19 protein-coding genes are annotated in these 24,713 nt (G+C 31.5%); 15 read left to right on the top strand and 4 right to left on the bottom strand.

Translation table 11 applies throughout. The features are described 5' to 3' along the window. Positions 1 to 12 precede the first annotated feature (12 nt). Together HYG85_RS01830 and HYG85_RS01825 are read right to left on the bottom strand one after the other, a co-directional pair. On the bottom strand, positions 13 to 1,254 hold the full coding sequence (locus HYG85_RS01830; protein ID WP_212692038.1) for a hypothetical protein: 1,242 nt from the start codon (positions 1,252 to 1,254) through the stop codon (positions 13 to 15). A 5-nt stretch (positions 1,255 to 1,259) separates the two neighbouring features. Further along, positions 1,260 to 1,772 (bottom strand): sigma-70 family RNA polymerase sigma factor, encoded by a 513-nt coding sequence (locus HYG85_RS01825; protein WP_212692037.1) that lies wholly within the window; start codon positions 1,770 to 1,772, stop codon positions 1,260 to 1,262. 289 nt (positions 1,773 to 2,061) lie between these two features. On the opposite strand from HYG85_RS01825, the gene HYG85_RS01820 reads away from it, so the two are divergent. The 3 genes from HYG85_RS01820 (at position 2,062) to HYG85_RS01810 (ending at position 6,378) form a co-directional block, all read left to right on the top strand. Continuing rightward, positions 2,062 to 4,425 (top strand): carbohydrate binding domain-containing protein, encoded by a 2,364-nt coding sequence (locus tag HYG85_RS01820; protein ID WP_212692036.1) that lies wholly within the window; start codon positions 2,062 to 2,064, stop codon positions 4,423 to 4,425. Position 4,426: 1 nt separating this feature from the next. Then, entirely contained in the window at positions 4,427 to 5,398 is a 972-nt protein-coding gene (locus HYG85_RS01815) for a peptidylprolyl isomerase (RefSeq protein WP_212692035.1), read from the top strand. A 206-nt stretch (positions 5,399 to 5,604) separates the two neighbouring features. After that, positions 5,605 to 6,378 carry a hypothetical protein gene (locus HYG85_RS01810; RefSeq protein WP_212692034.1) on the top strand — a complete coding sequence of 258 codons (774 nt, stop codon included), beginning with the start codon at positions 5,605 to 5,607 and terminating at the stop codon, positions 6,376 to 6,378. A 126-nt stretch (positions 6,379 to 6,504) separates the two neighbouring features. On the opposite strand, the gene HYG85_RS01805 is transcribed toward HYG85_RS01810, so the two are convergent. Further along, positions 6,505 to 8,574 (bottom strand): hydantoinase/oxoprolinase family protein, encoded by a 2,070-nt coding sequence (locus HYG85_RS01805; protein WP_212692033.1) that lies wholly within the window; start codon positions 8,572 to 8,574, stop codon positions 6,505 to 6,507. A 316-nt stretch (positions 8,575 to 8,890) separates the two neighbouring features. Between HYG85_RS01805 and HYG85_RS01800 the strand changes: the two genes are divergently transcribed. The 5 genes from HYG85_RS01800 to HYG85_RS01780 all read left to right on the top strand — a co-directional run bounded on the left by HYG85_RS01800 (position 8,891) and on the right by HYG85_RS01780 (position 11,878). Further along, positions 8,891 to 9,109, top strand: a complete 219-nt coding sequence (locus HYG85_RS01800) for a DUF3791 domain-containing protein (protein WP_212692032.1) — start codon at positions 8,891 to 8,893, stop codon at positions 9,107 to 9,109. Then, positions 9,106 to 9,585 (top strand): DUF3990 domain-containing protein, encoded by a 480-nt coding sequence (locus HYG85_RS01795; protein ID WP_212692031.1) that lies wholly within the window; start codon positions 9,106 to 9,108, stop codon positions 9,583 to 9,585. The genes HYG85_RS01800 and HYG85_RS01795 overlap by 4 nt, the downstream gene beginning before the upstream one ends. A gap of 2 nt (positions 9,586 to 9,587) precedes the next feature. After that, entirely contained in the window at positions 9,588 to 9,833 is a 246-nt protein-coding gene (locus HYG85_RS01790) for a hypothetical protein (protein WP_212692030.1), read from the top strand. 37 nt (positions 9,834 to 9,870) lie between these two features. Beyond that, on the top strand, positions 9,871 to 10,737 hold the full coding sequence (locus tag HYG85_RS01785) for an NAD-dependent epimerase/dehydratase family protein (RefSeq protein ID WP_212692029.1): 867 nt from the start codon (positions 9,871 to 9,873) through the stop codon (positions 10,735 to 10,737). Positions 10,738 to 10,861: 124 nt separating this feature from the next. Beyond that, positions 10,862 to 11,878 (top strand): DUF6709 family protein, encoded by a 1,017-nt coding sequence (locus HYG85_RS01780; protein ID WP_212692028.1) that lies wholly within the window; start codon positions 10,862 to 10,864, stop codon positions 11,876 to 11,878. Here HYG85_RS01780 and HYG85_RS01775 read toward each other — a convergent pair. Next, positions 11,872 to 13,491: an extracellular solute-binding protein gene (locus HYG85_RS01775; protein ID WP_212692027.1), complete on the bottom strand. Its 1,620-nt coding sequence runs from the start codon at positions 13,489 to 13,491 to the stop codon at positions 11,872 to 11,874. The two genes, HYG85_RS01780 and HYG85_RS01775, sit on opposite strands and share 7 nt — an antisense overlap. Before the next feature lie 245 nt (positions 13,492 to 13,736). Here HYG85_RS01775 and HYG85_RS01770 point away from each other — a divergent pair, with 245 nt between their 5' ends. The 7 genes from HYG85_RS01770 to HYG85_RS01740 all read left to right on the top strand — a co-directional run bounded on the left by HYG85_RS01770 (position 13,737) and on the right by HYG85_RS01740 (position 24,698). Continuing rightward, entirely contained in the window at positions 13,737 to 15,503 is a 1,767-nt protein-coding gene (locus HYG85_RS01770) for a sensor histidine kinase (protein ID WP_212692026.1), read from the top strand. Next, positions 15,503 to 16,915, top strand: a complete 1,413-nt coding sequence (locus HYG85_RS01765; protein ID WP_212692025.1) for a response regulator transcription factor — start codon at positions 15,503 to 15,505, stop codon at positions 16,913 to 16,915. Before HYG85_RS01770 ends, HYG85_RS01765 begins: the two co-directional genes overlap by 1 nt. Before the next feature lie 230 nt (positions 16,916 to 17,145). Then, positions 17,146 to 18,516 carry an ABC transporter substrate-binding protein gene (locus HYG85_RS01760; RefSeq protein WP_212692024.1) on the top strand — a complete coding sequence of 457 codons (1,371 nt, stop codon included), beginning with the start codon at positions 17,146 to 17,148 and terminating at the stop codon, positions 18,514 to 18,516. Between the two features lie 78 nt (positions 18,517 to 18,594). Then, positions 18,595 to 19,518, top strand: coding sequence for a carbohydrate ABC transporter permease (locus HYG85_RS01755; protein ID WP_242986556.1), 924 nt, complete (start codon positions 18,595 to 18,597; stop codon positions 19,516 to 19,518). A gap of 11 nt (positions 19,519 to 19,529) precedes the next feature. Next, on the top strand, positions 19,530 to 20,393 hold the full coding sequence (locus HYG85_RS01750) for a carbohydrate ABC transporter permease (RefSeq protein ID WP_202975266.1): 864 nt from the start codon (positions 19,530 to 19,532) through the stop codon (positions 20,391 to 20,393). Positions 20,394 to 20,503: 110 nt separating this feature from the next. After that, on the top strand, positions 20,504 to 22,378 hold the full coding sequence (locus tag HYG85_RS01745; RefSeq protein ID WP_212692023.1) for a DUF5696 domain-containing protein: 1,875 nt from the start codon (positions 20,504 to 20,506) through the stop codon (positions 22,376 to 22,378). A 40-nt stretch (positions 22,379 to 22,418) separates the two neighbouring features. Further along, positions 22,419 to 24,698 carry a glycosyl hydrolase family 95 catalytic domain-containing protein gene (locus HYG85_RS01740; protein WP_212692022.1) on the top strand — a complete coding sequence of 760 codons (2,280 nt, stop codon included), beginning with the start codon at positions 22,419 to 22,421 and terminating at the stop codon, positions 24,696 to 24,698. The last annotated feature ends 15 nt before the right edge of the window (positions 24,699 to 24,713 follow it).

The following is a 24,713-nucleotide window of genomic DNA, read 5'->3' as shown; positions in this document are numbered from 1 at the left end:
GTAATAGTATTATTACTCAACAACTGAATATTTTCCAAGCTTCTCAAAGAAATCAGAATATACTCCAGTAATCATTATATTTTTATCACCTGACTTAATCTCCAAAACAAAAGAATTTTCTCCTAATGATTTTGTTAGCTGTATATTTTTATAATCATATTTTACGGTTTCTTTATCTTCATCATTATAGATACTAAGTCCATCGCTGAGGATTTCAACTTTTCCATAGTACTGATTGCCATCTTCTGAAATAGATACTGAATATGCTGATTCATTAGAAGCATCAGTATCTGATTCAGGGTTAGTGGTAGTTTCATTATTATCAGTTATCTCTGGTACAATACTTTGTGGTTTTTCTATACCAGTTCTTTCTTCAACTAATAATTCTGTATCAATTGATTTCGCTAATTCATCTAGCTGCTTATCTGCTTCTTGTTTTGTTGTAAAAGAACCAATTTCTACAAAGAATAATCCATTTTCGTCCTTAAGGATTCTTGGCTCATAATCAGCTATTAAGCTTTCTTCCAAAGAACCTAAAGTTTCTCCATATTCATATGATTGAGTTCTTAATGAATATGATTTCTTTTCTTGATAGTCCTCATCTTCTTTTAATCCAACAATTATACTTGCAGGAGATTTTCTTTCTTCTACTTTGTACTCAACTGGACCATTGAATTCAATTACGAATCTAACCATAGAATCATCTAGTGTAATAATTTTATAAACATCTTTCACATACTTGTTGTCTAGTAGTTTTTCGAAGTTTTCTTCAGCAGAGAAACTTCTAGCACCACCTATTTCAAAGGTCATTGTATATGGGTTTTCATTATAATTTACTTTAAATGCTCCCACGTTTTCTTGTAACTCATCATTCTGTGAGAAGTTTATAATAATATTTTCATATCCTTCTTCTTCAAAGGAATCTATACCGCTTATATCTGTTCCATCGGTTATTGATCCACCATCTGATTTGCCATTGTTGAATTGAAGAACTTTTACAAGGTTACCAACATAAGGTATATCCTGTAAAAATTTTGCAAAGGATGATGACATATTGACTCCTGCTGTAACCAATGTTAGAGCAACAGCAAAACTAGCACATATTTTAAGTATTGTATGTTTATTATTCTTATTATCTTTATTCATTTGTAAACGCCCTCTTTCTATACCTGCCTGTATATTTTCGTTAAGTTCTGTAGGAATTTGGATTCCATCATAATCTTTTTTTAAATCAAACAAGCTGTTTTTATTCATAATTTCTACTCCTTCAAATCAATTTTCATTTCTTTTAGAGTTCTATAAAGTGTGGTTTTCACAGTGCTTACTGGTAACTCTAAAATATTTGCGATTTCCTCAAGCTTCATATCCTCAAAAAACCTCAGAATGATAATGGTCTTTTGTTTTTCAGTAAGTTTATCCAGAGCTTCTCTGACAATAAGTTTTGCATCTAGATTTTCATTACTGGAACCACTCATATTTTCAATGTAACTCATATCTATTGATACTATTTTCCTGTTCTTATTAATAAAGTCAATAGAAGTATTAATAAGAATCCTCGTTAACCAGGTTTTTTCATATTGCGCTTTTTGTATTTTATGATATGAGATATACGCTTTGTAAACTGATTCTTGTACGATATCTAAAGCATCCTCTTTATTTTTCACATAGCTATATGCAATTTTATATAATTTTTCTTGGTTCTCATTTATCAAAGATAGAAATTTATCCTCCCTCTCTTTGACGTAACTTTTCTTTCTAAGACCAAAGGTCATATCTTCACGTCCTTATTTATGTAATTGAAATTTCAATTTCACTAATTAGACTAAGAAACAATCCAAAAAGTTTCAAATTTCTTTTGCCATTTTTTTATATACTAATAATTATACCTATAAAATCTAAGAATTATATATAAAATTATAATAATCATCCATACTTGTTTTAAGAATCTTATGATAATATGTTTGAAAGAATATATATTGATACTATAATTGGGGATAATGACATGTAATTCAACTAAGCTTATATATTCTTTAAAATATTACATGAAAGGAATTGTATTGTATGAGGAAAAAGGTATCTAAAACATTTCATTTTATTCTAGCGGTTAGTTTAATTTTAAGTATGATGGTGGTTCGTCCATTATCGGTACAAGCAAGTGGAACAACATATTATATTGATTCTGTTAACGGAAATGATACCAATGATGGGGTGAGTACTAATACTCCTTGGAAGTCTCTGGAGAAAATTAATTCAGTGGTATTTTCATCAGGGGATAAGATCTTGTTAAAAGCTGGTGGGGTATGGAATGGTCAGTTGAAACCTAGGGGTTCAGGAACAGAAGGTAGTCCAATAATTATTGATATGTATGGAAGTGGGGAGAAACCAATAATTAATGGACAGGGTCAGGTTCTGATTACGTTATATCTATATAATGAACAATACTGGGAAATCAATAACCTAGAGATAACTAATCAAGGGGCTACTGAATTAACTGGTAGAACAGGAGTAAAGGTAGAGGCTCATGATTATGGTGTAGCAAATCATATCTATCTAAAAAATCTTGAGGTTCATAGTGTTAACGGTGATAGTGTTAAAAAAGATACAGGCAATGGTGGAATATTCTTTGTTGTAACAGGAAACTCTGTAAAAACTAAGTTCAATGATATATTGATAGAAGATTGTTCTGTGAAAAATGTCAATAGAACAGGTATTTCTGTTGGGTTTACCTCATGGTGTGCCTTGTATGATGGTTATGGTGGCAGATATCCTCATCATATAGTGGAAGACTATTCTTCTGAGAACGTAGTTATTAGAAACAATTATGTAGAAGCAGCTGGTGGAGATGCTATAGTTCCTATGTTCTGTGATTATCCTATCATTGAATATAATGTAGCTAATGGCTGTAATACAACAACAGCTGCTGCTGGACAATATAGTGCAGGAATATGGCCATGGCGTTGTGATGATGCTTTGTTCCAATATAATGAGGTATATGGTACTAAATATAATGGTGATGGTCAAGCTTTTGATTGTGACTACAGCAATAGAACTGTATACCAGTATAATTACAGTCATGATAATGAAGGTGGATTCATGTTGATGTGTCAAGATGAGTCTAATGATTCTGTTGTAAGGTATAATATAAGTCAAAATGACAGAGCGGGTGTTTTATCTACTTCAGGTAAGTCATCTGGACATGTCTATAATAATGTATTCTATATAGGGCAGGGGTTAAATACTACTCCATGGAGATATACTGGTTCAGGGGATATGAAAGTGTCCAATAACATTTTTTATAACCTTGGTACTTCAAAATCAGTAACTTGGCCTTCTAATATTACATATAGTCACAATAATTATTATGGTTATAATAACCATCCAAATGACCCTAACAAGAATACAGATGATCCACAATTCATCAATGGCGGAAGTGGTGGATTAGGTATAGACACAGTGGATGGCTACAAATTAAATCCTAATTCAAGTCTGATCAATTCAGGTACTCCTATTTTATATAGTGGAGGTAGGGATTACTGGGGAAATGAATTATATTATGATAAGCCTGATATTGGAGCTTTTGAGTATCCAGTAGGAGATATTACAGGTCCTGAATATGTTAACAAGGTTATAAATGAAGGTTTTGAAACGGGACAAGGTTCACCTTTCTATCCTTGGAATTCATCAGTATCAAGCAGTAATCAGCGTACTGGTAATTATTGTGGAAAAGTGAATAAGTATGGTTCATGGGAACAAGTCATTAGTGTACAACCTAATAAAACCTATACTTTGACAGGATGGATGGCAGTAGAGAATCAAAGCGATGAATTCTGGTTAGGTGTCAAAGATTATGGTGGAAATGAAATTCATACAACAGTTGATTCTACATCTTATACACAAGGCAGTATCCAGTTCACTACAGGAGCATCTGCTACTACGGCTATAATATATGCACATAGACCTAATACAGGATCTGGAGCAGGATATGTTGATGATATGGCAGTTATTTTGAACCAACAACAACCTGTTATCAATCTTGTTAAAAACGAAGGACTGGAAACAGGAAACGGAGATTCATGGAATGATTGGAATTCATCTGTTTCCAGCAATAATCAACGTACAGGCAGTTATTGTGGAAAGGTGAATAAATATGGTTCATGGGAGCAGGTTATTAATGTTGAACCACAAAAAACTTACACTCTTACAGGATGGTTGAAAGTAGAGAATCAAGGAGATGATTTTAGGTTGGGAGTCAAGGAATATGGTGGTGACTCTGTTAGCGTTTCTATTGATTCTACATCCTATACTCAGGGAACGGTACAATTTACTACTGGAAGATTCAATACTAGCGCAATAATATACATGTATAGACCCGATACAGGAATAGGCGCAGGTTATGGAGACGATTTTAAGGTAATGAGTGATTGATATGAAAAAGAAAAAAAGAAGTATTAATGTAAAGAAATTTACCATTATTATTACTATCATCTTGACTTTTCTAGTATTATATATCGTTGTAGTTGCTAATGATAAAGTGGATGATGATGGAGATAGAACTGTAGCTTATGTAAATGATGAACCTGTATCTCTAAGAGAGTTCAAGCAATGTTTTTCTACTCAGCAAGATCTTGATTATATGATTAGAATAAAGATTGAGCAACTATTATTCAGAGAGAAGAATGTAGTGGAAGATATCTCTTACAAAACTTTTATCAAGAGCTTTATTGAAGAGAATGAAAGAAGAAAAAAGGCTTTGGATAAAGGTGAAATCATCTATGGACCTAAAGAATTTCAAGAAGACGATTATTATAGTTATTTGCACAGTAAAAGAGTATTGTTGTTAAAAGAAATATTGGCTGCTGATAAATTTGCGCTTAATGATGAAAAACTAAAGGTATACTATGATAATAGTAAAAAATTATATTCTGATTTTAAAAAACAAGATTATATAGAAGCTAAATTAATAAAAATATCACCACTTGATATACGGGATAAAAAATTGACAGCTTCAAATATAAAAGAGTTAATTGATATTCATGACAATATATTTGATAATCAGATTGATTTTCAGGATACCATAGAAAAAAATGGTTATAGAATTGATGTCATAGATAGAGTATTTGATGAGACTACAGCAAGGAATGATATAAAATTTGAGTATAGTATATATAATCCAGTTTCCAGATTGGAAGTTAATGAGATAAGTGAGATTATAGACTATAATGGGGCTTTTTATATTATAAAATGTATCAGTAGAAAAGAGGGTAGTTATTATTCTTTTGAAGATAAGAAAGATATAATAAGGACTAGATATAATGATGAAAAATATGAAGAGCTGATACAAAAACTAATGAATGAATCAGAAGTTAAGATTGTTGATGAGGGTTTAGATGTAAAATAATAGGATGATAAAATATTTAACTCTTTGATTGTTATTTGATATAAATAGCAATTAAAGAGTTTTGTTTATATGTGATTTGTAATATTAGTACTATTATACTAATAAAATGTATGGTAAACATATTTGATTTATGTAATTGAATTTGCTATAATTGTGTAGGATATAATAAATGGGATGGTGTAAATTAATAAGGAAGGGATAGATAAATGAAAGGATTAACGTTTCAAGATATTAAGAATGATGTAAAGCATATAATCAGTAAATGTGGTGTAGAACTATATGTGATTCAATTCATTATAATTTTATTTAATGTGTATAGTACATACAAACAATATAGTATTTATCCAAAGAAAGATATGGTACCAGCTCTATCGGATGTTTTGTTTACCCTTATTGAAATGCTGGTAACAGCTATGCTAACAATTATTATTGTTACAATAATAAATAAGGTTTATGAAGCAGAATATAACAACAAAAAAGAAGTTATTGTTGATTCAATCAAGAAACTTCCTAGATTTATTCTAGGATATCTTATAATCGGTGGGATAATGTTAGGAGCTCTTATTGCATATTCTTTCATACAGATTATTTTACGATCACCATTTTTTGCTTTGATTCTTGGTATAGCGCTTATAGCTGTGTATATTTATATATTAATTAGATTCTGTTTAGCGAAATATATTCTTGTAATAGAAAAAGATAGTGGATTAGTTTCAAGAAGCAAAGAATTCTATATGATGGATAAAGGTATCATGATAAAATATTTTGTAGTTGCAATGCTCACTGGACTCATACCAATAACACTATTTGTTTCATTACCTGGTTGGTTAGGTATGGAATTAAGTAAGACAGCATTTTTAGTTACAAGATTAATTATTAATGTAATTAATTTTATTTTAACTCCATTAATTAGTATAGCAGGATTATCTATATACAAATACTTTATTGGTAGAAATATCAAAAGAGGAGATACAGTATAGATTAGAATTAATAGTATTATACTAATAAAAATAAATAGTTAAAAAGCTATAAAAGCGGCGAATAATATAGTAATAAATATGTCATTTACCGCTTTAATTATATTAAATAATAGGGATAGCTATTATTTATAAAGCTCTAATGTTAGATAGATTACATTTAGTTTTACCAGTAAAGATAACAGAAATAAGAAAGTTTTCTTTTACTGGAATGGAAGACTCTATATTATCAGTGGAGATTGTTGCTCTTTTTTCATGTTTGGTTACCTCAATTACAGGATTTATAGTTCCTCGTTCAATAGCTGTTTTTTCAGTATATTCATATGTTTTCTTCATAGCAGCTTTTTCAGCATCTTCGTATTCATCATATCGTAGTATGTTTCCAGGTACGATGACATTATAGTATAAGAGCATATTATTTTCATATACAGGATTTATTATAATATCAACACTTACTGATATTTCACCGGCTGCAGCTCCCATTGCATTAGCTACTTGAGCATACTTGGGAATAATGCATTTGGTACCCAATCTTTCTGCAACTCTTGGTAAAAATATTTTAGATGGAGCACCTATCCCGATTAAAGGCAGGTTTGTTTTGAAATCAATATTACAGTATTTTCCTTGACCCGTAAAAGCATGTCTTAAAAGTTTTTGCTGGGTTGCGTATGAAATTAATTCTTCATTTTTAACTTTTTTATTAGTACGGTTTGTTGAATGGACGATATTTTCATAGTCAATGAGTTTATCAGCAATCATTAGATAAATGTTTTCGCATACTGTATCATAGACTTTTTCACATAATTGATTGACTTCAAAACCATATTGTAATGCAAACTGTTTAACTGCAAGGGTTGCGGCTTCTACATCCCATTGGTCGAATTCTCCATTAACATGCATTATATCTGTTGGAGTAAGAGAGCTTTTCATTATGATACTGTTATTTATCAGTCCATCTAACCTTAGATTATATATGGATATATCACACGATTCACATAGGGTAGAGACATCTACAGGACCATCACTTAATGCTTTTACTATATTCTTTTCATTATGGGTTAGACATTCATATGGTATTTCGTTTTTGTCTTTTATAAGATAGCAAAAAACTCCTAAAGGTCTTGTATGGGTAGTTTTATTCTTAACTAATTTTTCTAGATAGGTTTTAATCTGTGGATATTTGCTAGCTAGGCTGCATATAGGTTGAACTCGTCTAGGACCAACAAAAATATTTTCATTTTTATCAATTATAATTTCGCTGTCTCCACCTAAACCGATTGTACTCATATCTATTGATGGTGTGGATGTTTTATATCCGTTGATATTAGCACCTGTTTCTTCCATAATGACTTGACTGTTTTCTACTATGGCAAGATCACTAGTAGTTCCACCCATATCAAGTACGATACCATCATTGAGATTACTAAGTTTCAAAGCACCTGATACACTAGCGGCAGGTCCTGAGAGTAGAGTATCCACTGGTTTTTCTCTTGCATATTCTTCAGTCATGATAGAGCCATCGCCTCGTACTATGACTATATGTACATTAATATTTCTTTTCATCAAGTTATCTTTTATTGCATCTAAAAAATTATTGAATATTGGAACTATCCTACAATTAAGTAAGCTACTTACGGCTCTTCTCATGTAATTAAGTTTTGAAGATAGTTCATGTCCACATATTACTGGTTTGTTGTTAATCTCTTTTATGACTTTCTTAGCTTCTAATTCAAAAACAGGATTGATGACTCCAAAAACTTGTACAACTGCATATCCATCAACCAGGTTTTGTTCTTTCACTATATCTTCTTTGAACTTGTTCCAGTCAGGTGTAGATATTATATTTCCCTGAGTATCAACCTCTCCATCAACAAATAATATATCATCTATAGATGGAAGACCATAGTCATGTCCATATTTTGATATTTCTTCTGGTTTAGACCCAATTAATATTAATTTCCCTCTTGCGCCTTTGCCTTCAACACAAGCATTGGTTACTAGTGTAGTTGATAGAGATACTGTGCTGATATTACTCATATGTTCTTCAGGTAATTTGTCTAATACGTTATTAATACATATTCTCAGATTTTCTACTGTAGTAGGGGTTTTACATGAAGCAAGAATCTTCATACTGTCATAATCGTAAATGACAGCATCAGTAAATGTTCCCCCTGTATCTATTCCTATTACTTTATTCAATTCTAAACACCATCCTTCAAAAAAATATAACCTTATTAAAATTGTATCTCACCATCTCTTTGTATTCTATTAATATTTTGCTAATATTTGGATTATCTTTACATATATACATAAATGATTTACATATGTGGAGATAATAACTATCCTATTGTAGAAATAGTATTCAAGTGCTAGAATTATATCAACAGATTTATTTAATATTAATAACTAAAATATATAGAAAAAGTTATTTTAATTATTGGTTAGATGATTTTAATTTGAAGTATATTAATAGTATAGTATAATTAAACTATACTATATTTTATGAGGTGAGTTTATGGATAAAAAAACATTAGAATTTACAATCTTTTGTATTGAAAGTTTAGCTGAACAATTAGGAATAAGTCCAAAAGTTGTTTATAAATTATTAAACAAGGATTCCAATATTATTAAAAATTATATTATACCTTGTTATGAACCTCTGCATTCTCAAAGTAAACATTATATAGTAGAAGATTTGATTGAAGTACTTAATGAGAGGGGAATATTAAAATGATAGTATATCATGGTTCTTATTGTCTAGTGCAAAACCCTAATATATCTTTTTCTAGAGAAGCTTTAGATTTTGGTAAAGGATTCTATGTGACAGGTATTAAAGAGCAAGCAGTAAATTGGACTACTAAATTTAAAAGAAGAGGTAAAAAAGGAATTCTAAATATATATTCATTATCTATTGATAAAATAAAACAGAATTATATGGTAAAAGAATTTTTAAAATATGATAATGAATGGTTAGATTTTATATTACAGTGTAGAGGCAGAAGTACTTGTTATTTGGAATACGATCTGATTATAGGTGGAATAGCTGATGATAGAGTATATAATACTATAGAACTTTACAAAGATAAATTAATAGATAAAGCAGAAACTCTTAATAGATTACAATTTTATAAGCCTAATCATCAAATTTGTATAATAAATCAAGATATTATTAATAAATATTTAGTCTATAAAAATAGTGAGGAAGTGTAGTTATGGAAGCGAACAAAACATTATTACAAGCTTTATACAAAAAAATAATCATTGAGTTTTCAAAAGAAACTGGAAAAGATTTAGATGAAAGTATGGATTATTTTTATACTTCTGAAACTTATGAATTAATCAGTGAAGGTGTCGGTGACCTACATTGTAAAGGAGTCAAATATTTAACTGATGAATTAATGCTTGAATATGGGTTTATGGAACATAAGAGTTACCCTAAAGATTTGGTGCATCAGTAATAGTATTAGAATAAACTGCTCAGACAGGAGGAATTAAATGAAAATACTAGTATTAGGAGGAACACGTTTTTTTGGAGTACATCTAGTTAATGCATTAGTAGAAAATGGACATGATGTAACAATAGCCACAAGAGGATTAACAAAAGATAGTTTTGGCGAAAAAGTCAATAGAATTGTTATTGAGCGTACAAGTCCAGATAGTTTAGCTAATGTATTTGGTGATAAATATTATGATGTTGTTTGTGATAACCTTGCTTATTGTTCCAATGATGTTAAATATCTTTTGGATAATATAAAATGTGGAAGATATGTTATGACATCAACGGCGTCAGTCTATGATAAACTGCATATGGGTATTACAGAAAGTGAATTCAACCCTCATACTTATGAACTCAAATGGTGCTCACGTATGGACTATCCTTATCCTGAGATAAAAAGACAAGCAGAATGCGCACTATTTCAGGAATACTCTCATTTTGAAGCTGTTGCAGTCAGATTTCCTTACGTAGTGGGAGAAGATGATTATACTGAACGATTGTATTTCTATGTTAAGAGCATCTTAGAAGAGAATCCTATGCATATTGATTGTCTGGATGAAGAAATACCATTCATAAAATCTACAGAAGCAGGACAGTTAATCGCATGGATAGTAGAGAAGGATTTCACTGGAACTATAAATGGCAATAATACAGGTACAATAACATTACACGAAATAATAGATTATGTAGAAAAGAAAACAAGTAAAAAAGCTATATATTCAATGACAGGTGCAGAAGGACCATATAATGGTGTGGAATCCTTTAATCTAGATACAAAACATGCAAATGATTTAGGATATGATTTTCCAGAATTACGTGAGTGGATATATAACTTATTAGATTACTATATACAAATAAATAAATAGTATATTTTAAATATAGGTCTTATTCTACATATTAATATAATTAATTAGTCTAATTGACAAAATAATACCCTATATGCTAATATCCTATGGAGTGTTAATTACACAAAAATAGGAGGAAATATTAATGGAAACACCGCAATTCATGAAGAAGTACAAGAAAAAGAAATACATAGCGCTTTTAATTTTAGCAATATTATTAATAAGTGGGGGTATGATAGTCAATAAGTGTTTGACATCATATGAAGAAAATACCAATAATCCAACTGTTATAAATAGCACTGAAGACTTTGAAAAAGCTATGGATAACAATGATTATATTGAGATGGAAATAAGTGATTATATTGATCTTGGTAGTGTTACAACTGAACGTAATGGTTCTAAGGTTTCAGAAACTTATTATATCGGAATTAATATTAATGAAAAAATGCTTGTCGTATCTGTAAAAGAGGATGAATATCATAAGTTGGTCAATGAGACTAGCTCATCATATTTACTCAGAGGGACATTCTCAGTAATTACTAATAATTTACGTAATACATTAGAAGAATTACTGGAAGATGCCATTTCTCCAGAAGAATTGAAGGAACTTATGTATGAAGACTTCTTATCTTGCGAAACACCTTTTGATGCACTTACATCAAAGATATTAATGTTATTTTTCTTATTCATATTCATTTGTGTATTCATATATATATTGCGTAAGAATTCTAAGAGTATGAGAAGGTTGAAAAAACAGTATGGTAGTGATTTCCAGGTGTTCTGTGAAAAAGTTGATACAGAGATGAAAGCTCCTACAGCATTAAATAAAGGTTCTGTCATTGTAACACAGAATTATATTATAGCTAATAGTCCTTGTACATTCTTTGTTATGCCTATAAACGAGTTAATGTGGGTATATAAAGGAGTAACAAGATATTATAGGATAATAGAAAAATCCAATATTACATTTGTGTCTTCCAATAAAGTTAAATACCAGATAGCATCAATGAATAAAAGAAACATTGATAATCTTATTGAGCATTTTTCTCAAGACGGTCACAAGTGTATCGTGGGTTATTCAGAAGAAATTGATAAAATGTTCAGGAAAAAACCAGATACTCTTGTTCAACAATGGAAGAGTGATAATAGTAATAATCAATAACCTGATTGGGCTGCTTTGGCTGTAACTTCGTTTATAGCTTCTTGCAGTCCATTTTCATTTAATCTATCAATCATATCATTATAAGCTTCCTCAACGCTTTTTTCGCTTAAAATAATCTTAACGATTTCATCATTTATATTAACTCTAGATAATCTATCTTTGGCAGGAGTAGACATAAAAACAATATCATAGTTGTAATTGACTATTTTTGCGTTATTATCATGCCATGCCATTTCTCTGATTGACATATCTACAACATCCTCGCCGCATATAGAATTGTTTAGTGCATTTTTTTCATACATTATATCCTGTTGCCATGCCGCCATATTGGATAGTACTTCAAAAGATGGATAATATTCAAACATATTTATAAAATTACCATTTTCATCTTTTGGACGTGTTATTACTATTTCTCCATCTTTAATGTCCCAATCTTTGCCTTTTATACCTAATCTGCAAGTCAATGAACCTTCTTCAGACAGTGTCCATTCATAGATAGCTAATATCCTTTCCATTTTCTCGTCACTGCATTTAGAACTGAAATAGCTTTCTGACCACCATGTAGCTTCTGTGTATTTATAGATATTGCCATCTGGAGCAGGCCACATATGCAAGTATTTTACAGCATCAAGGAAATTTTGATCAGGGTTATATCTATCCCACATGTCAGGAATATAATTGTAGGAGTTACCATAGAAGAATACGCCAGCTTTTCCTTCAGCAAATTTATTTTTTGCGTCTTCTGTATTAGCTATAGCAAAATTCTTGTAAAGCAATCCTTCTTGGTAAAGCTCTTTCAACTGCCCAATGGCATCAATTGCTTTTCTGTTAGCATAGGCAGGCATCCATTTTGAATCTTCTTTGACCCAGCATCTTGGAATATTACTTAATTCTGGGTAGCTGCCTAGAAAAAGAAGCGCTGCAAAGTTCATATTATTAATTACAAGACCTATAGTATCATCCTTACCATTATTGTCTGGGTCGTCTTCAACAAATGCTTTTAGCATTGCTTTGAACTCTTCAAAATTCTGCGGATCACTGATACCTAGATTCTCCATCCAGTCTTTTCTGACCATGATTACTCTATCAAGTGCCCATCTATTAACTGACTTATAGGTTTGTCTTGGAATCATATAATAATTACCATCAACATATTTAGTTTTTTTGGCATCAGCTTGATTAAATATTTTTTGAACGTTAGGGTATTTGCTAAGATCCTCAGGAATTGACCTTATAAGTCCTTCCTTAATCCAATTATGATATATGGAATTACCGATTATATCATGAGCAAAGACATCAGGTAATTCTCCAGATGCAGCGTAGGTTATATACTTTTCACTCCAATCAGACCAAGCGGTTGGTATGACTTTAAAGGATACATTGAATTTTTCTTCAACTTCTTTTAATAGAGCATCGTCTACACCTTTTCTAAAAGAATTTTCAATACCCCAGAAGGAAATTGAAATCTCTAGTTTTTCTTCATATGGATTAGAAATTTTTTGTAGGACATCTTTTTCTATATCAGTCTCTTTGCTTTGGGCACAACCTGTTAGTACAGTGGATATAATCATAAATGTTAGAACAACAGCAATTGATTGTTTAAAAAAATGCATTAGCCTAAGACCCCCAGGAAATAAATTTTATGATATAAAAAGAATTATATTTTTTGAACAAAAAAAGAATCACTCTATTGTGAATATATCACAGAAAAAGTACTTAGTCAAATATTGTTTAATAAAAATCTACTAAAAAACTCAATAAAAAAACATTGGCGAAAAAAATAAAAAGTTTTCATATAGTGTTATTTTATGGTATTCTTTATGTATATTTTTAAGATAAGAGTAAGGATGGATAAATCATGAAATTCCTAGAGAAGGTTTCTATAAAAGTTCAACTATTCATAATTGCGATAACTACAATATTGATTATATTTTTTATTATCTTATCAGTGTATACTCAGATAAATGAAGTTTTTACAGAAAAAAATGGTGAATATGCAAAGGAATTGATATATCAGATTGAGAAAAAAGTAGATAATAATTGTGATTTAGTCAATCATATAGTCAAGAATATTGCTTTTAATAAGATAGTGCAAGATTATCTATTAGAGGAAAAATTAGATGATAAATATGAGATATTCAAAGAAGTTGATAAATATGTAAATAATATGATGAACTTGAAGGAAGGAATAATAGATATAGCTATCAAAAGTTCTGACGGGAGTATATATTATAAAAAAGAAGGCTCTAATATAAGTGCTGACAGAGATTTCATATTAAATGATAGAGTTTCTATATATTATAGCGGTATGGAAGAATATGATGATAATAAGGATTATAAAAAATGTTTTGTTGTAGCTACAAATGTTTTTTCCATAGATCCTAATAGAAGATATAATGAAAATATCGGGACCATATATTTATTTTTGGATGTAAATAGCATTGTTGGTAATACAGAAAAAATATTATCCAAGCAGACAAATACCAATCTATATCTAATCGACCGTAACGGAAAAATATTTTTGAGTAATGATAATAGGGTAGATGAGAATGTTGAAGAACTGAATCTGGGTGAAGAAACTTTTCTTGATAAAGTTAATGATGAAAGATACATAGTAGGTATGGCAAAACTGCCTTACATTGATGGTAAAATAGTAAGTAGAATACCAAAAAATGAGCTTTTGTATGATATTTCAGTGATTAGGAATAGACAGATAATGATAATAATCATTGCATTCTTGATTTTGGCAATACCTTTTTCAATTACCATACGAAATATTATAAGACCACTTAGAAAATTCAAGATATTCACAGCTAAGATTAATTCAGGTAATATGAAAGGACTAAAATCTAAAATCGATTTGGGTGGTTATAGTGAAATGGTATCTGTTTCCCATGAATTCAATTCCATGATGGAAGAGGTTAATAGCTTGACTCACAGGTTACTGAACACCAGTTCCAAACTATATGAAGCAGAGCTTGAGACTAAACAGGCAGAATTAGCATACCTAAGAAGTCAGATTAATCCGCATTTCTTATATAACACTCTAGAGTCCATTAAGGGTATTGCGGCAGATAATGAAGTACCAGAGATAATAAATATGACAAAAGCGTTGGGGAAAGTTTTTAAATATAGCGCTAAGGGATTGGACACGGTTTTATTAGAGGAAGAAGTAAAAGTTGTAAAATCTTATATTTACATACAACTCATACGTTTTGAGAACAGGTTTAGTGTTACATATAATATCAGTGATGAAGCCTTACTTTGTAATGTGCCAAAAATGATATTGCAGCCTATTGTTGAAAATTCCATTTTTTATGGATTAGAACCTCTGAGAGAAAAAGGGGAATTGACAATAGATGCAAAAATAGATTCAGAAGATAATCTGATAATTGTTGTAGAAGATAATGGAAAAGGTATGGATGATGTTTCATTAACCAATATCAGAAAACAATTAGATAATGATGATAGTTCTACATTATGGGAGAATACAAGAAGTATAGGACTTAGTAATGTTAATAACCGTATAAGACTAAGATATGGAAAAGGTTATGGTTTAACTATAGACAGTGAAGATGACAAAGGGACAAAGGTTACTTACAAACTACCAGGGAAGGTGAAATAGTGTACAGAATATTAATTGTTGATGATGAAAGGTTAGTAATTAAAAGTCTAAAAGCTAGTATCGATTGGCAGGAATATGGTTATAGTGTAATTGGAGAAGCAACTTCGGGGAAAGATGCATTAGAGTTCATTAATAAGCAAAAACCAGACCTTGTTTTCACAGATATAAGAATGCCGGAGATCAATGGTCTTGAATTAATAAAACGAGGTAAACGTATATCAGGAAAAACCCAATTCATTGTAGTAAGTGGTTATGCAGAATTTGCTTATGCTCAGAAGGCTATGCTCTATGGTGCCATGGGTTATTGTCTGAAACCCTTTGACGATGATGAGATAATAAATATATTAAAAAAAGTTAAAGCAAAACTGAAAGTGACTACTATCACTAATGATTATTCACTGTTGGATACAACATCAAAAGATAATAGAGAAAGCCTTATCAAGATATTAAAAGAAAATAAAGTAATAGATTCATACGCTGATAATAAAGTAATAATATTAGTTTCCATTGGAAAAAACGAACTGGAATTTTCCACGAGTGTAAGTCATGTTGATTTTAGATTAGGACCTAATAAATACGTATATATCATTCCTGTTGATAAAAGAGATTATATATTAAGCACCTTAGATATATCAGAAGATATAAAATCAGTAGGTATCAGTTCAATAATATCTATAGATGAGAATTTGAATAAGTACATAGAGAATACCACCATGGCAGCATATCAATTTTTCATTACTGGTAAAAGAGATTTATATACCACTGAGAATATAGATTATAAGGATATAGATAACCTAGTCAGAAAACTGGAGAATAGTGCAGGAAAAAAAGATATAAACACTATTAATAAGACTCTGGATAACATTTCTCAGTTAATTAAAAAAGCAGATTATAATATAAAACTTCTATTTCGTATGTATAATGTAATAATGTCTTTGTTTTATAGGATTGACGGAGAATATTATGAGAGATATATCTATAACTATGAACAGCTGACAGGGATATTTACATCAGCTGATGATATGATTGTATATCTTAGGGAGTTACTTAATAGTCAGCTAAAACTGAAACCCAAGTACCAACCAGAGAAAATTAAAAATAAGACTTTTCGGGATGTACTGCAATATGTTAACAAAAATTATTGTAATGATATATCTATCCAAAGTGTGTCCAAGAAATTTGTAATCAATCCAAGCTATCTAAGTCAGATGTTCAGAAAAGAGATAAAAAAGACTTTTACTCAATATTTGACAAGCCTTAGAATGTCTGACGCATGTGAATTATTGAAGGATACAGAATATACCATTAATGAGATTGCAGATAAAATAGGGTACAATGATTACTTTTACTTTGCTAAGACCTTCAAGAAATTTACTGGTAAGACTCCAGGTAATTATAGAGAAGAAAATTAATAGAATTATTGATTATGCCACCTTAGGGTGGCTTTTGTTATACATAAACAACTAAAAAAAGTACAAAAAATATCTAATTTATGTACAAATTACCTTATAGAATATACAAAGAATATCTAACTATAGTTAATACAAAACAAACTCCCAAAACATTATAATATAATCAGTCAGAAGAAATGAATTACTGATTAACAAACTGACTAAATACAAAAAAAGGGAGAGCGGTAGATATGAATATCAAAAAAATAATGGCTTTGTTACTAACAACATTACTTATTATGGGTACTTTTGTTGGTTGCGGTAATAATAAGCCAAAAGAAAGTAGTAAAACAGTTGACAAGAATACAGAAAAAGAAAATGGTTCAGGTGAAGAAGCTCAGGAGAAAGAAAGTAGTTTAAGCGGCGAAGTTGTTTACTGGTCAATGTGGAGTGAAAATGAGCCACAAGCCAAGATATTAAAAGGTGCCATAGAGAGATTTGAAAAAGCTAACCCTGATGTGAAAGTAGATGTTCAATGGCAGGGAAGAGGTGTAAGAGATTTAGTAATACCAGCTATAGAAGGTGGTCAAAAACTGGATATATTTGATTCTGACCCAGTTGGTATGTATACATCTCTTGGAAAAAGCTTATTGAATCTAGATGAATTATACTCATCTCCATCTATCAGTGACCCATCAAAAACTTTAGCAGAAACTATTTTACCATCCTTAGTTAAATGGGATAAATCTTTAGCTGATGGCGTGGAATTAAATGGTCATTTCTCAGTTCCATATGCACCATATGCTGTAACATGGTTCTACAACAAAGACCATTTTGAAAAAGCAGGTATCAAAAGCGTACCTAAGACTTGGGAAGAACTGGATGCTGCATGTGCAAGTCTAAAAGAAGCAGGATACAAACCGATTACAGTGGATGATGCATATTATTCAATGATGTTCTCATATTACCTTGATAGAGCTATAACAAATGATGAAGTAGCAAAATTGGTATCTGACAATACTGGTGAAAGCTGGGATAACCCTCTAGTGGTTCAAGCTATAGAAGCCTTTGAAGATTTCCATAAAAAAGGATATTTTGCACCTGAGATTGAAACTAACAAATATCCTGCAGGACAACAGCAAGTTGCACTTGATGAAGCTACAATGTATTTCAATGGTACATGGTTACCAGCAGAAGTATCTGCAACAACAGGTCCTGACTTCAACTGGGGTCAATTCACATTCCCAACTGTACCTAATGGAAAAGGAAAAATAACAGACCTTACATTTGGTGGTCAAGCATTCTTGGCTAATGCTAAGACTGATAATAAAGAAGCCACACTTGAATTATTAAAATATTTTGTTGATACAAAAACACAGGAAGCATTCGCTGAAGAAGGTTTAACAGCTTGTACTGTTGGTACAAAATGGCCTGATTCTATTGCAGACGCACAAGCTATTGTTAGTGAAGCTGATAAAAACATTAACTGGGGTGCTAATTTGAGTGGAGATTTTGCAGAAGCTATAGTAGTTCCAGAAATGGTTAATGTCATGATTGGTAAATCAACAGCAAAAGAATTCATAGAGAAAATGAAAAAAGATGCAAAAACTTATGCAAAATAATATATAAATAATTTGGTTACTAATTTTCATGGGGCTGTCCGACAGCCCCAACTTTACATAAAAATGGAGAATGATAATATGGGAAATATGAAAAAAAATGAAAGAAAAATGATTGTGTTGTTCATGGCTCCTGTGGTACTGATTTATCTAATATTCTTTTTATATCCAACTATCCGTACTGTTCATATGTCTTTTTTCAAAGTAAGGAATCTGGCAAGTCCAGCAAGTGAATGGAGCTTCGTAGGATTCAAGAATTATATGGACCTGACTAAGAATCCTTTGTTTGTTATATCTTATAAAAATATAATGGCAATACTTTTCATAGGTGGATTAGGAGTTTTTATTTTAGCGTTTTTCTTTGCTGTAGTACTTCAGAAGATGAAGACCAAGAAATTCTTTAGAGCGGCTATATATCTGCCTAATGTCATAACACCAGTTGCATTGGTTGTAATGTGGACTCAATATGTATTCAATTCAAGATTTGGTTTCCTAAAAAGTTTTTTTGGAGCCCTTGGACTTGATAGGCTTGCAGCTATACCATGGACATCACCAGATTGGGCATTCACTTCAATGATGATAGCCTTTTGTTTCGGTTCTGTAGGTTATTATATGGTTATAATCATGGCTGCCATGGATAAGATACCTAAGGATTTTTATGAATGTGCTGATCTTGAAGGGGCAGGAAGTTTTACCAAATTCTTTCGCATTACACTGCCTCTGATGAAAGATATATTAAGGACTGCAATAACATTTTGGTGTCTAGGTGCAATTAACTTTTTCTTATGGTCAAGAGTTTTCAGTGGTTCAGGAATGGATCCAAAGACACTTAGTCCAGCAAACTTGATGTTCAATATGATATTCGGTGGCAGTAAGACCCAGCAGGTAGCTGAACATATCAATGTTGGAATGGGTGCGGCGATAGGTGTGACTCTCTGTGCATCAGTCATACTGGTTTTTGTCATTCTCAACGTTGTAATAAGCAAAGAAAAATATGAGTATTAAGGAGGCATATTATGCAGGAAAAATCAAGTGGATTCAAAGTATCTAATATCAAAAATATGTTTCCTAGATTTCTAGGGAGGATAATAGTTGTTGCATGGGTTTTATTTACGGTAATAGTTATTGGATGGATATTCATTGCTTCCCTAAGTACAACAAAGGAGATATTTACCAATAAATTATTACATAGCGGATTACAGTTCAAGAATTATATCAAGACATTTCAGCTCTACAATGTGGGGAGATATTTCCTTAATAGTGCTATATATACGGTAACAGCATGTTTAGGAGTTATTTTTGTAGCTGCCCCAGCTTCTTACATTATGGCAAAATATGTATTCAAAGGCAAAAATATTGTTAGATTGGCTTATGCTTCTGCAATGGGGATTCCAGGAGCTATGATCATGGTACCTATGTTCATGCTTGTAGGTAAATTACATATGACAGAATCTATCTTGACATTGATTCTTATCTATATCTTTACATCAGTACCATTTACCATATTTTATCTGACAGGATTTTTTACAACCATTCCTAATGAGATACAGCAGGCGGCTTTGATAGATGGATGCAGCCATATAAAAGCATTCTGGAAAGTTATTTTCCCTTTAGCACAACCGGGTATTGTTACAGTTACAATGTTCAATTTCATAGGTATATGGAACGAATATCTATGGGCTCTAATCTTTGCAAGTAAAGCTGAGAAGAGGACACTTGCGATAGGATTGCAGTCTATTGTCCAGAGTATGAGTGTCACTGGGGATTATGCTTCACTTTTTGCAGGGGTAATCATTGTTTTCTTACCTACATTCATCTTGTTCATCATCCTGTCAAACAAGATAATGACTGGAATAACAGGTGGTTCAGTAAAAGGATAATATATTTTTATCTAACAATTGTACATTGATTACATAATTTTTGTCCATAGTATTATTTATTAATTTATGTATAATGACATTAAAAATGGATATTTATAGGAGGATGAGATATGGGCAAAGATGTAATGGTTCTGCAAAATAATAATGTTCAGATTAAGTATACAACAACTGATTTGGATTTGATTATAACCAGTGGAAGAAAAGAATGGAGATATGATAAATCTTATAATCCTTATATGGAGATTAAAGTAAATGATGAAAATAAGAAAATCAATTTCCAGGAAGCACAAAATATTTCCCATACAGAATATAAAACTGGCTTAGGAGAGGGGATAAAGTCAACTTATTCTTATTTCATTATCAAGGGACAACAATTAGATATAGCTTTTGAAACTCTTGTATGGATAGATAACACATATGGTGATGTACATTTTGAGTTTATTCCCATAAGAGAAATGAAAGGTATGATTAGAAAAGTAGTTTGGCCTGGACCATTTGAGTTCAATAAAACAGGTAGCGACAATTATACAGTTGTGCCAATGATGCAGGGATGTATAATTCCTACCAATTGGAAGGCAAAAGTAGAGCATATAGATGATGGACGCTATTATTCAAGAGATGCCTATATGCCTTGGTTTGGCCAGATTGAAGAGGAAAAAGGTTATATTGCTATAGCTGAAACTCCTTGGGATGGAGGTTATGACTTGGACCATGAAGGAACAGGTCATACTTATATAGCTCCTTATTGGGAGCCTTCTCTAGGTTATATCTCTTATAATAGAAAAATAGTATATAGATTCTTGGATGAGTGTGATTACAATACTTTGTGTAAGATTTATAGGGAATATATTAAACAGAAAGGTAAATTCATAACTCTAGAAGAAAAGAATATAAGAAATGCTAATGTTGCAAAACTTATAGGAAGTCCTATTATACATACTAATATATTTACCCACATAGTAGAAGACAGCATATATTATGACAAAGAAAATCCTGACAACAATGACCAACTGACAACCTTTGGTACAAGGACAGAACAATTGAAAAAGCTAAAAGAAATGGGTATAGATAAGGCATATGTTCATCTGGACGGATGGGGTAAGATGGGATATGACAATCAACATCCAGATGTGTTACCTCCTTGTGAAAAAGCTGGTGGCTACAAGGAAATGAAAGAATTATCAGATACCTGTAAAAGCTTGGATTATATTTTTGCCACACATGATAATTATAGAGATTACTATTTTGATGCAGAGACTTTTGACGAAAATCAAGCTGTTCTTAATGAAAATGGTAATGTTGATATGGAAGCAACATGGGCAGGAGGAAAACAAACTTATTTATGTACTACTTTTGCACCTTACTATGTCAAGAGAAATTTTGAACTATTAAAGAACAATGGTATAGAGTTGAAAGGAAGTTACATAGATGTATTCAGTGTTGTAGAACTTGATGAATGTTTTCATGAAAAGCATAAGATGTCAAAAAAAGATTGTATGGATAAAAGGACAGAATGTTTCAACTATGTTAGTTCTGAGGGGATATTAACTAGTTCAGAAGAGGGCTGCGATTGGGCAATACCACATATGAATCTTGTTCACCATGCTCCCCATGCCTTATATCCTAATATAGATACAGGCAGATCAAGGGGTATACCAGTACCTTTGCTGAACTTGGTTTATCATGAATGTATCATAATCCCATGGACCCTTTCAAAAGGGGGGTGGGGTATACCTGTACCTCAAGATGGATTCTTATATGCATTATTAAATGGTGGAGTAGGTTATCTTAGTATAGAGGCTGACAAAGAAGAAATTGAAAGGAATAAGATTGTATGCCAGCTATCTAATAGAGTTGCCATGTGTGAAATGGTAAGTCATGAATTTTTAGATGAAACATGCAATAAACAAAAGACAGTATTTTCTGATGGAACTTTTGTGGAAGTTGATTTTGATAATGACCAGTATAAGATTGGTAATTTATAAGTAGCACTATACCTAGCTGATATATGAGGAGAATAAAATTATGGATTATAAAAAAGAATATAAAGCACCTGAGTCATATTGTAATCTTAGCTTTGATGAGCCTATATTGAACTGGGATGAAGGAATTCCCTTAGGTAATGGACTAACAGGTTGTCTCATATGGGGAGATGGTTCTCCATTGAACTTCAGTCTGGATAGAGGAGATCTATGGGATAAACGTCCAGCCAGTGAGACTCTAAGAGATGATTTCAATTATAAGAAATTAATAGAACTAGTAGAAAACAAGGACCAGCAAGGAATAAGAAATTTATTTGATAACTGCTACAATAAACCAACTCCAACAAAAATTCCAGCAGGTAAATTAATACTGGATTATGGGAAAGTAAATAACATAAGCAGCCAATTAAATATTGAAAATGCTGTTGCTGACATCTGTATAGTAAAAGAGGAAGAAACCTCTAATATAAAAAGTTTCATACATGCAACTAAAAAGATAGGTTTAATGGCAGTATCTAATTACGAGATGGTAAAAGAATTAAAGATCATAGCTCCTAGGTTTGGAGTGAAATCGGATAAGCTAGAGGATGATGGATATAAGAATGAAGATAAATTACATAAATCTATAACAAATCTAGTATATCCCAAAATTGAGTTCCATAAGGAAGATAATCTAAGATGGTTTGTACAAAGAACAGCAGAAGACCTTGAGTACGGGATAATATTAGGTCAAAAGGTCATTGGAGATAATTTATATATTGTTTATAGTATCGGTTCAAGCATAGATGGTCAAGATTGGCTTGAAGAACATAAAAATAATATACTTGAAGCACTAGAATCTGGCTTTGATACTATGCTTATAGATCATATAAACTGGTGGAAGAAATTCTGGGAGAAAAGTTCAATTACTCTATATGATAAAGAATTAGAGAAAATGTGGTACCTGACTAACTACCTTTTTGGAGCATGTTCAAGAAAAAATGCTCCACCTATGCCATTACAAGGAGTATGGACTGCTGATAATGGTGAACTGCCTCCCTGGAAAGGTGATTATCATAATGATTTGAACACTCAATTAAGCTATCTTCATTACTTGAAAGCCAATCATATAGAAGAAGGAGAAAGCTTTTTGGATTTCCTATGGAATCTTCTACCTGAGGGACAAGAATTTGCAAAGAAATTCTTTGATGCAGAAGGACTATGTCTGCCAGCTGTTATGACTATAGATGGTAAACCCCTTGGAGGATGGCCTATGTATAGTCTGAATTTGACTAATCAGATATGGTTGTGTCAATTCTTCCAAAGGCATTGGGAGTATACTGGTGATGATGAGTTCTTGGAAAACAAGGCATACCCTTACTTAAGAGAAACAGCAAGATGTATGTTAAGATGGCTGAAACCAGGTAAGGATGGAAAATTGTATCTTCCATTATCTAGTTCACCAGAAATTCATGATGATGAATTAGAGGCATGGTTGACACCTAACAGTAATTATGATTTATCATTACTGAGATATCTCTTTTCAACCTTGTGTACAATGGCAGAGGTTCTAGGATATGAGGAAAAATCTATATGGAAAGAAAAATTAGAATTATTGCCTGAACTGGCTGTCAATGAAAATAATGTACTTATGTTGTGTCCAGACGAATCATTGAAAGAAAGTCATAGACATCATGGTCATGCAATGGCTATATATCCATTGGATTTGTTGAATTATAATCTAGGTGGTAGGGATAAAGAAATAATCGACAGTACCATTGAAGACTTAGAAAAATTGGGTAAAGGTCTTTGGGTAGGTTTTTCATTTACATGGATGTCAAAATTTTATTCCAGAAAGGGAAATGGAGAAGGGGCAGTATTTCAATTACAGCTCTTTTGGGAAAATCTTTGCTCCAAGAATGGTTTTCATCTTAATGGAGATTACAAAAGCAAAGGCTTGACTAATTGGCATTATAGACCATTCACATTGGAAAGCAATATGTGTGCTGCTGATTCTATCCAAGAAATGCTGTTACAGACATTCGATAGAGTAATAAGGGTATTTCCTGCTATACCTTATGAATGGAAGAAGAATGGTACTAGTTTCAACGACTTCAGAGGAATGAAAGGAATTTTAATTTCTTCATCAATTAAAGATGATAGAGTAGAATATATTCATCTAAAAGCTCATAAACAAGGTGAATACACTGTACAAAATAAGTTTAATTCAGAATTGATTATTATAAAAAGGAAAAATAATATTGAGAAAGTAAATTGTAAAGTAGGCTTGAATTTTATAGTTGACCTAATGGCTAATGAAGAATGTACCATAACAGCTAAATAATCAATAACTTACAAA

The organism is Vallitalea guaymasensis (assembly GCF_018141425.1).
In the GTDB taxonomy this organism is placed as follows: Bacteria; Bacillota; Clostridia; order Lachnospirales; family Vallitaleaceae; genus Vallitalea; species Vallitalea guaymasensis.
Note: the sequence above shows the minus strand (reverse complement) of the source record. Positions and strands in the feature narration are given on the sequence as shown.

Coding starts and splice junctions, on each gene's coding strand:
- HYG85_RS01785 (WP_212692029.1), top strand. CDS start 9,871: ATGAAAATACTAGTATTAGGAGGAACACGTTTTTTTGGAGTACATCTA.
- HYG85_RS01790 (WP_212692030.1), top strand. CDS start 9,588: ATGGAAGCGAACAAAACATTATTACAAGCTTTATACAAAAAAATAATC.
- HYG85_RS01770 (WP_212692026.1), top strand. CDS start 13,737: ATGAAATTCCTAGAGAAGGTTTCTATAAAAGTTCAACTATTCATAATT.
- HYG85_RS01740 (WP_212692022.1), top strand. CDS start 22,419: ATGGATTATAAAAAAGAATATAAAGCACCTGAGTCATATTGTAATCTT.
- HYG85_RS01750 (WP_202975266.1), top strand. CDS start 19,530: ATGCAGGAAAAATCAAGTGGATTCAAAGTATCTAATATCAAAAATATG.
- HYG85_RS01825 (WP_212692037.1), bottom strand. CDS start 1,772: ATGACCTTTGGTCTTAGAAAGAAAAGTTACGTCAAAGAGAGGGAGGAT.
- HYG85_RS01820 (WP_212692036.1), top strand. CDS start 2,062: ATGAGGAAAAAGGTATCTAAAACATTTCATTTTATTCTAGCGGTTAGT.
- HYG85_RS01755 (WP_242986556.1), top strand. CDS start 18,595: ATGGGAAATATGAAAAAAAATGAAAGAAAAATGATTGTGTTGTTCATG.
- HYG85_RS01760 (WP_212692024.1), top strand. CDS start 17,146: ATGAATATCAAAAAAATAATGGCTTTGTTACTAACAACATTACTTATT.
- HYG85_RS01815 (WP_212692035.1), top strand. CDS start 4,427: ATGAAAAAGAAAAAAAGAAGTATTAATGTAAAGAAATTTACCATTATT.
- HYG85_RS01830 (WP_212692038.1), bottom strand. CDS start 1,254: ATGAATAAAAACAGCTTGTTTGATTTAAAAAAAGATTATGATGGAATC.
- HYG85_RS01800 (WP_212692032.1), top strand. CDS start 8,891: ATGGATAAAAAAACATTAGAATTTACAATCTTTTGTATTGAAAGTTTA.
- HYG85_RS01775 (WP_212692027.1), bottom strand. CDS start 13,491: ATGCATTTTTTTAAACAATCAATTGCTGTTGTTCTAACATTTATGATT.
- HYG85_RS01810 (WP_212692034.1), top strand. CDS start 5,605: ATGAAAGGATTAACGTTTCAAGATATTAAGAATGATGTAAAGCATATA.
- HYG85_RS01795 (WP_212692031.1), top strand. CDS start 9,106: ATGATAGTATATCATGGTTCTTATTGTCTAGTGCAAAACCCTAATATA.
- HYG85_RS01780 (WP_212692028.1), top strand. CDS start 10,862: ATGGAAACACCGCAATTCATGAAGAAGTACAAGAAAAAGAAATACATA.
- HYG85_RS01745 (WP_212692023.1), top strand. CDS start 20,504: ATGGGCAAAGATGTAATGGTTCTGCAAAATAATAATGTTCAGATTAAG.